This is a genomic window from Fibrella aquatilis (assembly GCF_017353255.1).
GTDB lineage: Bacteria > Bacteroidota > Bacteroidia > Cytophagales > Spirosomataceae > Fibrella > Fibrella aquatilis.
Genome location: NZ_JAFMYU010000007.1, coordinates 194,044 through 208,986 on the forward strand (window position 1 = coordinate 194,044; position 14,943 = coordinate 208,986).

Below are 14,943 nucleotides of genomic sequence, written 5' to 3' on the forward strand. Positions count from 1 at the left end.
GGGCCAGGAGCAGAGGGCGAAGCCCCGCTACCCCGCTACCCTGGCCTGTGTCTCCACAGGCCTACTCGTGCGTAAGCTTACGCGCCAAATGGCTGACGCAGGCGTAGGCCTGTGGAGACACAGGTCAGGGTAGCGGTGGCGAAAGAGTGACAAGGCAAGACGCTCTTTCACTCTTGCACCACCGCCGAACCCGCCAACCCCAGCCGATGTTGCCTTGGTATGACTTCGCTTCGCATTGCCGTGGTGGGTGGGGGGGCTGCCGGATTTTTCGGGGCTATTGCCGCTGCTGAAGCCGACCCTACGGCCACCGTAACCATCTATGAAAAAGGCCGCCAGGTGCTGCAAAAAGTGCGCATTTCGGGGGGCGGTCGCTGCAACGTGACCCACGCCTGTTTCGATCATAAAAAACTCGCCGCCCACTACCCCCGCGGCAACGCCTGGATTCGTCCACTGCTAACCCGCTTCGACGCTGTCAATACCGTCGACTGGTTTGAGGAGCGCGGTGTGCCGCTAAAAACCGAAGCCGACGGTCGCATGTTTCCCACCACCGATTCGTCCGAAACGATCATTGACTGCCTCCTCAGCACGGCCCGTCGACTGGGTATTCAGGTGCGTACGAGCAGCGGTATTGAGCGGTTGGAACCACACATTGATGGAACATACCTGATGCAATTGTTTGGTGGTGAGCAGGTTATGGCCGATCGGGTGTTGGTGGCAACGGGTGGTTATCCGCAGGCCCCGTCCTATGGCTGGCTACCCGAACAGACCGACCCACTGATGCTCCCGGTGCCGTCGCTGTTTACATTCAACACGCCCAATAACCCTTTGCTGACCCTGGCGGGAGTATCGGTGCCCATGGCGATGGTGCAGGTGGTGGGCACAAAACTATCGCAAAAAGGGCCGCTGCTGATTACGCACTGGGGCTTCAGCGGTCCCGCCGTGCTGCGCCTCTCGGCCTGGGCAGCGCGTGAACTGGCTGACCGGGATTACCAGTTTTCGCTGCGTGTGAACTGGGTGCCGGAGCGGAACGAAGACCAGCTAAAATTCGAGTTCAACGAGCTTCGGCAACTGAATCCACGCAAACAGGTAATGAGCTACAATCCCTTCGGACTGCCTGCCCGCCTGTGGGAATATCTATGCGCCGACGCCGGGGTTGTTGAGGGTGTTCGTTGGGCCGATTTTCCCGGCAAGACCCAAAACCGCCTGATCGAACGCATCGGTAACAGTCAGTTTGCGGTGCAGGGCAAGAGTACGTTCAAAGACGAGTTTGTCACCTGCGGCGGCATCTCGCTTGGTGCTATTGATCCGCAGACGCTGGAAAGCCTGGCCCACCCCGGCCTCTTTTTCGCCGGTGAAGTCCTTGACGTTGACGGCATTACGGGCGGTTTTAACTTCCAAAACGCCTGGACAACGGGCTTCGTAGCGGGACAGAGTTTGGTAGGGTAGAGCGCGAAGCCACTGCCTACTGCACACTCCCGTATATCCTCTCCTCCGTTTCCGCATCGAAAAAGTGCGCCTTGTCTACATCCCAGAACAGCCTAACTGTATCTGTTGCCGAAAGCCCAGCGGCACGGTCGGGCGTGAGGCGGGCCACGACGCGGACACCCTCGATGGTGAGGTAGCCGAGGGCTTCGTTGCCCATGTTTTCGATGGCTTCGAACGGCAATTGTTCCGACGAAAAGAATGGCCGGTCTCCGCTCGTGGGTGCATCGGTCAGGTGTTCGGCCCGGATACCCAGCACCACTCCCTTACCCACGTAGGCCTGTAATCGCTGATAATGCACCGAGTTTATCAGGTCAATTGTTAATGTATTTCCCTGACTACCAAACGATAAACTGCTGCCATCTTGCCGAATGGTGCCGGGCAGGAAGTTCATGGGGGGGGTGCCGATGAAGCCTGCCACAAACAGGTTAACGGGGTGGTTATAGAGGTTTATCGGCGTGTCGAACTGCATCACGTCGCCGCTGCGCAGCACCACAATCCGGTCGCCGAGGGTCATGGCCTCTACCTGATCGTGGGTGACGTAGATCATGGTGGCGTTAAGTTGCCGGTGCAGCTTCTGCAACTCAATCCGGGTCTGCCCACGTAGCTTGGCGTCGAGGTTGGAAAGCGGTTCGTCGAACAAAAACACCTTTGGCTCACGCACGATGGCCCGCCCAATGGCCACCCGCTGCCGCTGCCCGCCCGACATATCTTTTGGTTTCCGATGCAACAGGGGTTCTATTTCCAGAATCCGCGCCGCCTGCTCTACCCGCTGTTTTATTTCGGCTTTGGGCATTTTGCGCAGGGTTAGCCCGAAGGCCATGTTCTCGAACACGGTCATGTGCGGATACAGGGCGTAGTTCTGAAACACCATGGCAATGTCGCGGTCTTTGGGCGGCACGTCGTTCATCCGTTTTCCATCAATCAACAGGTCGCCATCAGTGATATCCTCCAGCCCCGCGATCATCCGCAACAAGGTTGATTTGCCGCAGCCGCTTGGCCCCACCAGCACCAGAAATTCACGGTCTTTCACGTCGATGGTCACGTCACGAATCACGCGCGGACCATCGGCATAGGCTTTGGCAATATGGTTGAGTTGTACGTTAGCCATTCACTCTTTCACTTTTTGCGCCGCCCACAGACTCTCGATGGTGGATTCGGCACCGGCGTTTTGGTTGATTCTTGAACCACTTAGCAGGCCGTCGTAGCCGCGGCCGGTGGCGGGATCATACATGACGATGCTGGCGACGTTTTTGCCCTGAAACCAGCCATATAGTTGCTTTGCCAGGGTTAGGTATTTGGCGTCTTTGGTTTGGTCGTAGGCTTCCATCGTGGCCCAGATCATAGGCCGGATGCCGTAGGCAATCTGCGGAAATTTGTTCGATTGCAGCAGGCCAATTCCCCCGTCTCGCGCTTCCACTGAGAATGATTCCAGGAAACCTTCTTTGAGCAGATACGGATAAAAATTGTCGATTTCTTTGCGGGCGGCGGTGATCCAGTCGGGCTTGTTGAGTTGCTTACCCACGTGTAGTAGCGCGTAGGCCTGATCGGCGGCGTAGGCGTGCCAGCCATTCTCGAAACTCAGAAATGCGCCATATGGAAACTTGGCTGCGTCGCCCTGCTGCATAACCAATATACCCGCCGCCAGTTGATCAATAAGGGCCAAATTGGCCGCGCTGGGGGCTATTTGTTGGTAGTTGGCTAGCCCCAGCAGCATAATAGCCGCCTGATCCGTACCCGACCCAAACGGCAACCACTTGGGCACGGTGATGCCTTTGATGAAGGTGTAGTCTTTGGGTTTCGACCCAAAATCACGGAGCATATTGGCCACCACCCGGTCCATTGCCGTGCGCATTCGGGTGGCAAAGGCCGGGTCGCTTTTCAGATACGTTGGGTACGCCTCTGACAACGCCCACAAGGCCCGCCACGACCAGAAATTAGCTTCGGCCACACTGGTTTTGTAGGTCTTATTGATCGTTTTGTCGGGCCACAGAAAGTTGTAGAAATAGCCCGCCCCGGCGTCACCTGCGGGAGCCTGTAGCTGCAATACAAATTCGGTAGCCAGTTTGTGTTTGGCCTGCTTGTCGGTGTTGGTGGCAAAGTCGGGTTCGGCCAGCCAGAAAATGGCCGCTCGCGCCACATCGTCTACGCAGGTGAAGCCCTCGTCGGCGTCGGTAACAAGCCGGTAATCAGGTGCTTCGCTGTAGATGGCCACCGTGCCCACCTCAACCCCGTTAGATGCCAGTTTCACGGTCTGAAACAGGCTGTTCAGGTGGGCCGTATTCACCTGCCGCGCTGCGGGCGGCGTGGGGGTTACAGGTGCCTCCTTTTTGCATGAAAAGGAGGAAAGAAAGAGAAGAAGAACGAGTTTTTTCATATAGTTGAGACCCCTCAGTCCTTCATGCCGGATGACGCCATGCTGCGGATGAAGTGTTTTTGGAAGAACAAATACAGGATGATAATGGGCAGGGCCAACAGCACGGCGGCCGCTATCTTGACGCCCAGCTGCCCATCGGCGCGGCCCCCCACCGAGAACAGCGTGACGAGTTGCGGCATGGTCATGGTGGCCTCGTCGCGAATCACGATCAGGGGCCAGAGCGCTTCGTTCCAGAGGCCCATAAATGTTAAGATCGTGATGGTCAGCACCGTGGGCAGAATGTTCGGAATCAGGATCTGGAAGATAATGCGCAGTTCGTTGGCCCCGTCAATGCGGGCGGCGTCGATGAGGGCCTGCGGCAGGCTGGCAAAGGCCTGACGAAACAGTAGCACCGACAGCGAGTTGAGCGCAAACGGCACGATCAGCGCCAGGCACGAATCTACCCAGCCGAGTTTTACCATCGTTATGTAGTTGGGAATCAGCGTAATCTGAAACGGCAGCGTCATAGTGAAGATGATGAGGTAGAAGATGGCGTCGCGCCCGCGGAAGGTCATCCGGGCCAGCGCGTAGCCCACCATGGCCCCGGAAATAAGCACGAGTCCGGTGGTGAACACGGCCACAAACAGGCTGTTCAGAAACGCCCGTCCCAGCGGAATGCGCTCGAAGACGGTCACATAATTCTGGATGCTCGCCCCAATAGGTAGCAACGTCAGCGACCCCAGCCCCGCCTCACTCGACAGCGACGCCGACACCATCCAGACGAACGGGTAAATGAACGTCAGCGCGGCCAGGGTAAGGAGTATGTAGCGGAGAGGTTTCATGTTTTTTAATGGATATTGGATGTTGGATATTGGCTTCGTTAGCTAGGCCCCTCGACTGCGCTCGGGGTGACAACGAACTTGAATCAAGCTAGGACACTTGTTTTAGTAGCCTGTCACCCCGAGCGCAGTCGAGGGGCCTAGCTAACGAAGCCAATATCCAACATCCAACATCCATCATCCATTCTTCATTAAATCTCCCTCTCCACATACCGCCGCTGCACGACCACCACCAGCAGGATGATGAGCGCAAAGCAGAAGCCGAGGGTGGCTGAATAGCCCATGTGGTAGTACTGGAAAGCCTGTTTATAGATGTACATCACGGCCGAGAGCGTACTGTTCAGCGGCCCGCCTTCGGTCATGATGTAGGGTTCGATGAACAGTGAAAATCCGCCGATAGTCGACAGCACCACGACGGTGAAGAGCGTGGGGTTGATGATGGGCAGCGTAATGTAGCGGAACTTCTGCCAGGTGGTAGCCCCTTCCAGGTCGGCGGCTTCGTAATACTGCTCCGGCACGCTTTGCAGACCCACCAGAAACAGGATCACATAAAGCCCAACGTTCTTCCAGGTGGCCATCACCGCAATGCTATACATGGCTACGTCGGGGTCGTCGAGCCAGCCCACGCGACCGAGGCCTAGCCCCACCAAACCGCGATTGAGCAGGCCGCTGTTGAAGCTGTACAACTGCTGCCACAGGATGGTCACGACCACGCCCGACACGATCACGGGCAGGAAAAACGCCGCCCGAAAAAACGCCGCACCCCGGATGGTTCGGTTGAGCAGTTCGGCCAGAAACAGGGCTATGGCGATCTGGAGGGGTATATGCACCACCAGAAACCGCAGCGTATTCCAGACGGCCTGCCAAAATTCGCGGTCCCGGAACACCCGCCCGTAGTTGGCCAGCCCCACCCACTTCATCGGCGAAATGATGTTCCAGTCGTGGAACGTGAGCACCACCGAAAACCCAACCGGAAATGCCACAAACACCAGAAAGTGCAGCAGGTACGGCGAGACAAGGAGGTAGGGGGTGAGTTTCTTCATGCACTAATTCCCCAGCAGCACATCCACGGCCTTCGCAGCTTCGGCAATGGCGGCTTCGGGGGTTTTGCGGTTGTAGATCACGCAGGCTTCGTACTCCTGCGAAATGATGTCGAACACCTCCACAATCACCTCGCTGTTGTCTACGCCGCGCAGGTACTTCGACTGCTTGGCGAAGGGTTTTAGCTTGGGGTGCTGGGCCAAATAACTAGCAAAAAAGGGGTCGGTGTTCAGCGTGCTGCGGCGGGGAAACTGGCCGGTTAATTCCAATAGTCGCAGATCGCCGGGGCGGTCGATGAGGGTTTTTACGAACTGCCAGGCGGCCACCGGGTCGGGGCAGGTGTTGAAGATGACAATGTTTTTGGGGTCGGCATAGGTGTAGGCTGGTCCCGTGTGATTATTGGGCACGGGCATGGGAAAAAAGTCGTACTGAAGGTCAGGGGCGGCATATCGCTGTAAAAAACTTACCTGCCACGGCCCCGTAAACTGGGTGGCAATGCGCTGATCGAGAAACGGGTCGCGGGTGGCCGAGAGCCGTTCGCGGGCAAAGAAATTGTTTTTGTAGAGGTTTTGTAAAAACCGAAACACGCCCACCGCCGCCGCGTTGTTGAACGCCGCCCGCTGATGCCCGTCGGGACCAGTTTTCAGCAGCGGCGCTCCGTCAGACGCGGCGAGGTAGAGCGGGTAAAAATTAAACAGTCGCTGATACCAGAGTGCTTTCACTTCGGTATAGCCAATCCACTGATCCACGTAGCCGTCGCCGTTGCGGTCTTTGCGGAAGCGTTGCCCCGCCTGTGTGTAGCTGCCATACGTATAGGGTGGACCGCCCACGCCGAGGTTGCTCAACGCCTGCCGGTTGCCCAGCATCATGATCGGGTTCACCTTCCACGGCACCTGATAAATATGCCCGTCAGCCGACGTTATTTCCTTCATAACCGCTGAATCGCAGCGTGTTTGCAGGAAAGTCCGAAAGCCTGGAATCGTGTCCAGCGGTACCAGCACGCCCGCTTTGGCGTACATCTCTACGCTGCCCTGCCACATGTTGGCGTAGATGTCAGGCGTGGTTTTGCCCACCACCGACGCCAGGATGATTTCCTCGCTCGACTGCCCCTCCGGTATGGGTTGAAACCGCAGCGGTTTATCGGGACGAGCCTTGCCCCACGCCCCCACAAACTCCCGCGCAAAGGTGATCTCTGGCGCATTGTTGGAGCACCAAAGCACCAGGGGACGGGTAGGGGCGGTGGTGGGGTTAGGCGATTGGCAGGAGAGGAAGAGAATTACGGAAAGCAAACCCCACCCCCAGCCCCTCCCCGTTAGTGAGGGGAGCCGCACTACCGTACCAATGCGGACCAACAGGCTGAAGCGGCTCCCCTCCCTAACGGGGAGGGGCTGGGGGTGGGGTTTCATGTTACGGCTTCTCCGCGTTATAAATCGACTTCACCTGCGTGTCGCTCAGCACGACATTGTACATGCGAATCTCGTCCAGATCACCGGTGAAGAAGCCACCCCAAGGGCCATAGAAAACGTTGCCATCAGCATCATTATCTGTGCTCAAGTTGTATAAGTTGGATGGTAAGTCCTGCCCGATAGTCATGTTGATATTACTCTTTACGGCGTACGGGTCACCTGATACGTCGGTCCAGGTTTTTACAGGTGTACCGTTGAGATAGAAGGTCATCGTACCAGACTTGTACGACACCGCAACGTGATACCATTTGTTTACGTCGAGTGTGGGCGAATCATTGTCTTTGTCAATAATCTTACCAGGAGCCGTTTTTACCGTCATGAACACCTTGTTGGCCCCTTGTAGATTTAATTTATATCCGTTCCAGCGGTTCAGCGAAAGGACATAGTTATTATCCCAAATTCTGGTCGGGCGCACCCACATTGCTACGGTAAGTTCTTTGGCTGGGTTCAGCACCGAGTTATACGGAATCTCAATGTTCGATCCTTTATCGAAGGTATAAGCCTTGCCGTCGACACCGTAGCGGTCTTTGGTCAGCGCCGGTACGTTGGTGGCGCTACCACCCCAACCCGTCCAGCTTACCGCGGCGGTTGTTGTGCCTGAGGTTACTGTCGCAGACATGGGTTGCGCACCAGCTTTCAAGGTGCCGTTGAATCCTTTCCCTGACGCATCGTTGGCGTTGCCATCCATTTTTAGGTAGAGGATCAGGTTGGCCGCGGCAATCTCCTGCACTCGCTTAGCGGCAAAATTGGTCATGCCCACGCCCAGGTTGGCATAGGCGTTGGTCGCGTCGCTTTGGGTGGCGGCGGTGTTACCGTTCACGATAGAAGCCGCGTCGATGTAATTTTTGAATGTAGCCTTCGACCCCACTTCGTAATTGCCCACCTGCACACCTTCTACGGCGGCGGTGTAGATGGCGGTGGCGCTGTCAATACGCGCCTTCAACTTAGACTTATCAACAGGAATCACCACCGGGTCATCCGTTTTTTTACACGCCTCAAACACGCTCAGTAGCAGCAAGATAGCCAGTACTGATTTGAGTAGCGTCTGGAGAGAAATCGACTTGTTTTTCATATATGTATTGAGAAAAAATGGTTGCAAAAGGGGGGAGAGGGAATGCACAATGTATAATGAACAATGTACAATGGGCTTCGCGCTCGGAATGCGCTGTGCGCGAGGTTCATTGTACATTGTTCATTATGCATTGTACATTCCCTTCTTTCACTTCAACGCCTTATTCGTGTCGCGCTCACTCTGGGGGAGGGGCACGTAGCGGTTTTTGGCGAAGGAATAATTCTTGTCGCGCAGGGCGGCTTCGGCGTAGGCCTGACCGTAGCGCACAAGATCGAAATAGCGGTGAAACTCAAGGCCAAGTTCCACCCGCCGCTCGTGCCGGATGGCGTCGCGGAGGTTGGCCTGACTGGTGTTCACCACGTCGGGCAACAGATTGGCAGGTACCGCCGGCGCACCCGTGGCGGGGGCAAGGGCAGGGTCGTTGAGGTAGCTTTCGCGGGCGCGTTTCCGCACCCGGTTCAGATAGGGCAGGGCCTCAGCTCCCCGATTTAGCTCCGTCAGGGCCTCGGCAGCCATCAGCAGCACATCGGCGTAGCGGATCATGACGTAGTTCAAATTGCCATCGCCTTTGGTGGCGGCGGGGACTTCGGCCAGCGGCTGCACGTGCTTTTTGTTCAGATACCCCGTCGGCGACCATTGCGGGTCGAAGGGTTCGCCGTTGAGCCAGGTCGTGCCCGCCCGGCCTACTGAATAGTCAAGGCGGGGGTCGGCTACTTTGGCCGCCGTCTGTTCAAATTCGGCCACGAAACCCGGCGTGGGGGCATCGAAGAAATAGCCGTTCTCGTTGGGACGGGGCGCAAACCACTGGTTCAGCCGGTTTCCCTGAAACGGTACCTGCCCCGACAAGTGTTGCACCGCAAACACCGACTCGCGGTTGTTTTTGTAGGCCGCCCGGAAATTGTTGGCATACACCGGCAGCAGGTCATATTGCCCGCCGTTGATTACCGCCTGCGCCTGATCCAGCGCGGGTTGCCACTTTTGCTGGTACAAATACGCCTTCGCCAGCAGGGCCTGCGCCGCGCCTTTGGTGGCCCGCCCCACGTCGGGACCGGCATGGGCGGCGGGCAGGTTCTGGATTGCCACCAGCAGATCGGCTTCGATGGCCTGCGTGTAAATCGTGCTTACCGGCGACTGCGTTACCTGCAACTTGTCGGCGTTGAGTGGCTCCAGAATCAGGGGTACGTCGCCATAGATATTCACGAGGTAGAAGTAGTTCAATGCCCGCAGAAACCGCGCCTCGCCCAGCACCCGGTTCTTCAACGTGGCGTCCATGTTGATGGCCGGTACGCGCTGCAACACCAGATTGGCCCGGTTGATGCCTTCGTACAAAACACCCCATTCCGACTCTACAGGGCCATTGTTAGGGAAAATCTGGAAATTATCGACCAGCCCAATGTCGGCCTGATCGCCGGGGTCGCCGCCCTTCGCCGCATCGTCGGAAGCCACGTCGCCAAAGACCCACAGCCGGTTATTGTCCGACGCAAATGAGAGCGGCTGATAGGCGGCATTGATGGCCAAAACCGCCTGCGCCGAGGTTTGGTAAAACGCCGCTTCGGCATAATCACCCCGCGGCTGCTCGTTCAGCATATCTGAACAAGCGCCGAGGCAAAGCAGGCAGAGGAAAGTAATGAGGTTTGTTTTCATGGCGGTCCGCCGTTGCGGTGTGGGTCAGAAGTTCACATTTAGCCCAACGGTATAGGTCTTTGCCGACGGGTACGTACCCCAGTCGATGCCCACGGCCACGTCGCCGCGAAACTGTTCGGTGTTGAGGTTATCACTCGATTGTTGTTCGGGGTCGAGGCCGGGGTACTTCGTGAACGTCAGCAGGTTTTGCCCGCCCACATAAATGCGCAGGTTCGACGCTCCAAATCGTTTCAGGATGTTGCCCGGCAGGGTGTAGCCGAGTTGCAGATTTTTCAGGCGGGTATATGAACCGTCTTCCAGAAAGCGCGTGGACGGCAACTTGTTGTTGGCCGACCCCCGCCACGACACCCTCGGCTGGCTGTTGCTTGTGCCCTCGCCGGTCCAATGCCCATCTACCACCCGTTGCGTGATGTTGAACGCCCGGTAAAAACCCTCGATGTCGGTGGCTACCTGGTAATAGATGCTGTTGCCTGTGACGCCCTGAAAAAACGCGCTCAGGTCAAAACCTTTCCAGTATAGATTTGCCGTGAGGCCGTAGGTCAGCGTCGGAATCGGACTACCCACGTGCGACCGGTCGGCGCTGGTGATCAGGCCATCGCCGTTGAGGTCGGCGTAGCGCACGTCGCCGGGTTTGATGCCGTTGCCCTGGTTGGCACTGGTGAAAAGCTGGGCTTCGTTCTGGAAAATACCGGCCTGCGTGAGCAGGTAAAACGACCCAATGGGATGGCCCGGCTCCGTCAGCGTAGCAAACACGCCGTTGTCGATGCGCCCGCCGGGAATGGGTCGCCCGTCAGACAGCGACACCACGCGGTTGCGAATGAACGAGGCGTTGGCGGTGATATCGTAGGTGAAATCACCTTTTTTGTCGCGGTAGATCAGATCAATTTCCAGCCCCTTGTTCTCCACCCGCCCGGCGTTCACGTACGGTGCCGAAGCCGTGGTGCCGCCCGAACGCGGCACGGGTACGGGAATGAGAATATCGGAGGTGGTTTTCTGAAATACGTCCAGCGTGAGTTGCAGTTTGTTTTTCAAAAACGCCATGTCCAGCCCGATGTCGGTTTGGGTAGAGGCCTCCCATTTCACGTTGGCGTTGCCCCGGCTCACCACCGTATAGCCCGGCTGCTGGGCCTGCGGCGACCCAAACGGATAATTGAACCCCGACCCAATGAGGCTGGCAAAGGGATAGTTGCCAATGTCCTGGTTGCCCAACTGCCCAATGCTCGCCCTTAGTTTCATGAGCGAAACCGTGTTGGCGATAGGCTGGAAAAAGGCTTCCTGGTCGATGTTCCAACCCACCGATCCCGAAAAGAAATTGGCGTAGCGGTTGGCGGGCGAAAACCGGCTCGACCCGTCGCGGCGTACGTTGACCGAAGCCAGGTATTTGTCTTTGTAGGCGTAGTTGACCCGCCCAAACAAGGAAAACAACGCCCAACGCTGGTCAGCCTCAGTGCTGTTGCGGCCCGTGGGGTCAACACCCCGACCCAGGTACCGGAGGCTGGGGTCCTGGTCGATGAAGTTGCGGTCTGACCCACCCACGGCGCGGCTCACGTTGCGGATAGCCTCGGTACCCGCCAGCACCGTTACGTCATGCACGCCCCCAAATTTGCGGCTGTAGGTCAGCGTGTTATTCCAGGTCAGCGTGCTGATGGGACTAATGGTATTGCTCAGCGTGGCGGGGCTGTTGATGCGCCCATTGGTGCCCCAATTTTCGTTGAAACGCTTGTCGTTCAGGATGTTAAGGTCAATGCCACCGTTGGTGCGGAATGTCAGATTGCGGTTGATGGTCCACTCGCCAAACACGTCGCCAAAGAGGCGGTACTGCGTTTGGGTGTTGTCGGCTTTCAGGGCCAGCCCCACCGGGTTGTAGCCATCGCCGAAGAGATCGGTGCGGGTGGGCAGGTCGAAAAACGTGCCGTCGGGGTTGTAGACGGGCGTGGCGGGGGCACGGAACAGGGCGTAGCGAACAATACTGCCACCGTTGCCACCAAAGCCATCGCCCGAACTGCCCACAATTTTGCGGTTGCTGTAGGTCAGGTTGAGGTTGGTGCCTACGCGCACCTTCCCGCCAATGTCGGAGTCCACGCTCGTGCGGAGCGAATACCGTTCGTAGCCGGAGTTGAGCACGATGCCCTGCTGATTGAAATAATTGCCCGAAATGAGGTAGTGCGACTGCTTGCTGCCGCCGCTAAACTGCAACTGATAATTCTGGATGGGCGCGGGCCTGAATATTTCCTCCTGCCAGTTGGTGTTGGGCAGCGTGGCGGCTATTTCGGGGGTGATGGGTCGGCGGAAGAGGGCTGGGTCGGTAAAATCGGCGTTGTCATTAGCTACCGCTTCGTTGTAGATACTGACGTACTGGGCCGTGTTGGCCATCGGAATCAGTCGCCCGTGGGTCTGCACGCCCCCGTAGGCATTGAACGAGATGCGCGGTGCGCCCGATGCTCCCCGCCGCGTGGTCACCACAATGACGCCGTTGGCCGCGCGTGACCCATAAATAGCGGCCGATGAGGCATCTTTCAATACCGACATGCTCTCGATATCGGCCGGGTTCAATACGCTGAAGGCATCTTTCGTAGGAATCCCGTCGATCACAAACAGCGGACTGTTGTCATTGACAGTGCCTACGCCCCGTATCCGTACGGCCACGCCCTCGCCCGGTGCCCCCGTCGACTGCGTAACGCGCACCCCCGACGATTTTCCCTGCAAGGCCTGGTCGATACCTGCCACGGGCAGGCGCGCAATGTCTTTGGCTGTAATGGTGGAAACCGCCCCGGTGAGGTCGCTGCGTTTTTGGGCACCATACCCTACCACGATCACTTCATTCAGCGTTTTTTTGTCTTCCAGCAGAGTAATGTTGATGGCCGATTGAGCGCCTACAACCACTTCCTGACCGGTGTAGCCCACATAAGAAAACTGCAATACGGCCTGGTCAGAAGGCACCGAAATCTTGTAGCGCCCCTCTACGTCGGAGGTGGCCCCTGCGTTGGTGCCCTTCACAATGACGTTTACGCCGGGCAATGTCTGGCCTTTTTCGTCGCTCACCACCCCCGACACAACACGGCCCTGTGCTAGTCCGATAGCGGGTAGCAGTAGCCAAAACCATAGATACAGGGAAGTGCGCCGCCAGAAGCGGGCGGGTAGTCGTTCGTTCATAAGACGTTGAGTGATAGCGTACTAGACTGTCAGCTTTCGCAAAAAAAGACAGTAGTATCTGGCAATTATACTATAAAACTAAGCCAGTCAGCTATTGTTTCTACTTACCTGCCGGAAATAATCGAGTAAGTGGACCTAAAAGGCTACCGCAACTAGCCCCGGCGCTACGTGCAGGCAGTGAATTTGCAGCGTTTCCTGGTGGTCGTGCAGGCGAACATGGCCGGTTAGTAAGGTAGCACCGGTGGGGAAGGGGTCAACCAGCAAGTGTTCGCGGAACGTGAGCTGCCGTTTTCCATACAGTTTGTAGAGCGCTTCCTTAGCGCACCAGTACACCGCCAGCCGGTCGGGCAGGCCGTTGGCATCGGCTATTTCCGACGGCGAGAGCACACGTGGTACAACCCGCGTAAACTGGTCGCGGATGGGCTCAATATCCAGCCCCACGGGGCGGGTTTGGTGCCAGACTGCCGTGGCCCAGCCGGGCGTGTGCGACAGAGAAATATGCCCTGTAGGCTGCCTGGAAGCCCCTTCGCACAGGTGCGGTTTGCCAAATTCATCTTTCCAGATACAGGCATACACAAACCCCCGCGCCTCGACCAGCGTTTTCAGCGCCACCCGGCAGGCCAGCCATTCCACCCGCTGCCCCGGGTGCGCAATCCCCGCCAGATCAGCCCGTTCCTCATTCGTCAAGGACAGTTGTCCGGCCAGAGTAGGCTCATCTTCGGTAATCTGCCAGCGAATCAGCGTACACTCGGCGGTAATGGCGTGGGTGGCAAGGTGGGGCATGTGCGAGTTTAAAGTCTGAAGTTCAAAGTTCAATGTTTAAGGTTTAAAGTTTCGGAAACAGTGTCTTTTCTGAGACTTTAGACCTTAAACATTGAACTTTGAACTTACTATGTCCTTCCACATCCAACGCCTCGACACTTTTGGTGGGCACCGCGATAGTGTTTTCACGCTGCTTCTGTCAGGCCAGCCGGGCCACTTCTTCTCGGCAGGGGCCGACGGGCAGGTAGCCGACTGGGACATGGCCCGGCCCGATCTGGGGTCGCTGGTAGCGCAGATTCCGGCGTCGGTCTATGCCCTGGCGCGTGATCCTGCCAGTGGGCTTTTGTGGGTAGGGCAGAATTACGAGGGACTCCAGTTTATCGACCCCGTGGCCCGCACCGTGGCCGGGTCATTGCAACTCACTACAGCGGCCATTTTCGACATTCAACTCTATGGCCAAACCGCCTTTGTGGCTCTGGCCGACGGGGTAGTGGTGGTGCTCGACGTGCCCACTCGCTCAGTGCGTAAGTATTTGAAGGCCAGTGATAAATCGGCGCGGTGCGTGGCCATCAATCCCGTTGAACGCGAAGTGGCCATAGGCTACAGTGACCACCGCATTCGCCTATTCGACCTCAACACGTTCGATCTGAAACAAACCCTGGAAGGCCCGACTAACTCTGTTTTTGCACTGACCTATTCGCCCGATTTCCGGCATATGCTGGCCGGGGGGCGCGATGCTCATTTGCGGTCGTGGGATGTAGAAGCCAGCTACCGCTCCGATGCCGACATTGTGGCTCATATGTATACGATCAACCATATGGCCTACAGCCCCGACGGGCTGTGGCTGGCCACGGTGAGCATGGACAAAACCATCAAGATCTGGGAGGCCGACTCGCTGCGACTGCGCAAAGTGGTCGACCGGGCGCGGCATGGTGGGCATAGTACATCTGTCAACAAGGTGCTTTGGTTAAGCAACACCCAGTTTGCCACCGCCAGCGACGACCGCACCGTGGTGGTGTGGGCTATTGACGGTTTTTAACGAATATTGTTGTTAATTCCCCCAGGGAGTTCCTGTTTGGGATTATTGTTCACCTCCTCCAGCCAAGCCATTTCGTCTTTCGAGACACC

General features: G+C 57.3%; 11 protein-coding genes. 2 read left to right on the plus strand and 9 right to left on the minus strand.

Features of this window, described 5'->3' with window-relative positions; all coding sequences use genetic code 11:
* The first annotated feature begins 219 nt into the window (after positions 1 to 219).
* Positions 220 to 1,446 (plus strand): BaiN/RdsA family NAD(P)/FAD-dependent oxidoreductase, encoded by a 1,227-nt coding sequence (locus tag J2I48_RS11355; protein WP_207335557.1) that lies wholly within the window; start codon positions 220 to 222, stop codon positions 1,444 to 1,446.
* 16 nt (positions 1,447 to 1,462) lie between these two features.
* Here J2I48_RS11355 and J2I48_RS11360 read toward each other — a convergent pair whose 3' ends face one another.
* From J2I48_RS11360 to J2I48_RS11400, 9 genes are all read right to left on the minus strand, one after another.
* Complete coding sequence (locus tag J2I48_RS11360; protein ID WP_207335558.1) at positions 1,463 to 2,593, minus strand: ABC transporter ATP-binding protein; 1,131 nt, start codon at positions 2,591 to 2,593, stop codon at positions 1,463 to 1,465.
* Positions 2,594 to 3,859 carry a hypothetical protein gene (locus J2I48_RS11365; RefSeq protein WP_207335559.1) on the minus strand — a complete coding sequence of 422 codons (1,266 nt, stop codon included), beginning with the start codon at positions 3,857 to 3,859 and terminating at the stop codon, positions 2,594 to 2,596.
* A 14-nt stretch (positions 3,860 to 3,873) separates the two neighbouring features.
* Complete coding sequence (locus J2I48_RS11370; RefSeq protein ID WP_207335560.1) at positions 3,874 to 4,680, minus strand: carbohydrate ABC transporter permease; 807 nt, start codon at positions 4,678 to 4,680, stop codon at positions 3,874 to 3,876.
* 188 nt (positions 4,681 to 4,868) lie between these two features.
* Positions 4,869 to 5,720: a carbohydrate ABC transporter permease gene (locus J2I48_RS11375; protein ID WP_207335561.1), complete on the minus strand. Its 852-nt coding sequence runs from the start codon at positions 5,718 to 5,720 to the stop codon at positions 4,869 to 4,871.
* Between the two features lie 3 nt (positions 5,721 to 5,723).
* Positions 5,724 to 7,124 (minus strand): ABC transporter substrate-binding protein, encoded by a 1,401-nt coding sequence (locus J2I48_RS11380; RefSeq protein WP_207335562.1) that lies wholly within the window; start codon positions 7,122 to 7,124, stop codon positions 5,724 to 5,726.
* A 1-nt stretch (position 7,125) separates the two neighbouring features.
* Positions 7,126 to 8,256: a LamG domain-containing protein gene (locus tag J2I48_RS11385; protein WP_207335563.1), complete on the minus strand. Its 1,131-nt coding sequence runs from the start codon at positions 8,254 to 8,256 to the stop codon at positions 7,126 to 7,128.
* A gap of 147 nt (positions 8,257 to 8,403) precedes the next feature.
* Positions 8,404 to 9,900: a RagB/SusD family nutrient uptake outer membrane protein gene (locus J2I48_RS11390; RefSeq protein WP_207335564.1), complete on the minus strand. Its 1,497-nt coding sequence runs from the start codon at positions 9,898 to 9,900 to the stop codon at positions 8,404 to 8,406.
* 24 nt (positions 9,901 to 9,924) lie between these two features.
* Positions 9,925 to 13,053 carry a SusC/RagA family TonB-linked outer membrane protein gene (locus J2I48_RS11395; RefSeq protein ID WP_207335565.1) on the minus strand — a complete coding sequence of 1,043 codons (3,129 nt, stop codon included), beginning with the start codon at positions 13,051 to 13,053 and terminating at the stop codon, positions 9,925 to 9,927.
* 135 nt (positions 13,054 to 13,188) lie between these two features.
* Entirely contained in the window at positions 13,189 to 13,836 is a 648-nt protein-coding gene (locus tag J2I48_RS11400) for a 4'-phosphopantetheinyl transferase family protein (protein WP_207335566.1), read from the minus strand.
* Positions 13,837 to 13,945: 109 nt separating this feature from the next.
* Here J2I48_RS11400 and J2I48_RS11405 point away from each other — a divergent pair, with 109 nt between their 5' ends.
* A complete protein-coding gene (locus tag J2I48_RS11405; RefSeq protein ID WP_207335567.1) occupies positions 13,946 to 14,854 on the plus strand; it encodes a WD40 repeat domain-containing protein in 909 nt (302 codons plus the stop codon).
* Positions 14,855 to 14,943 lie beyond the last annotated feature (89 nt).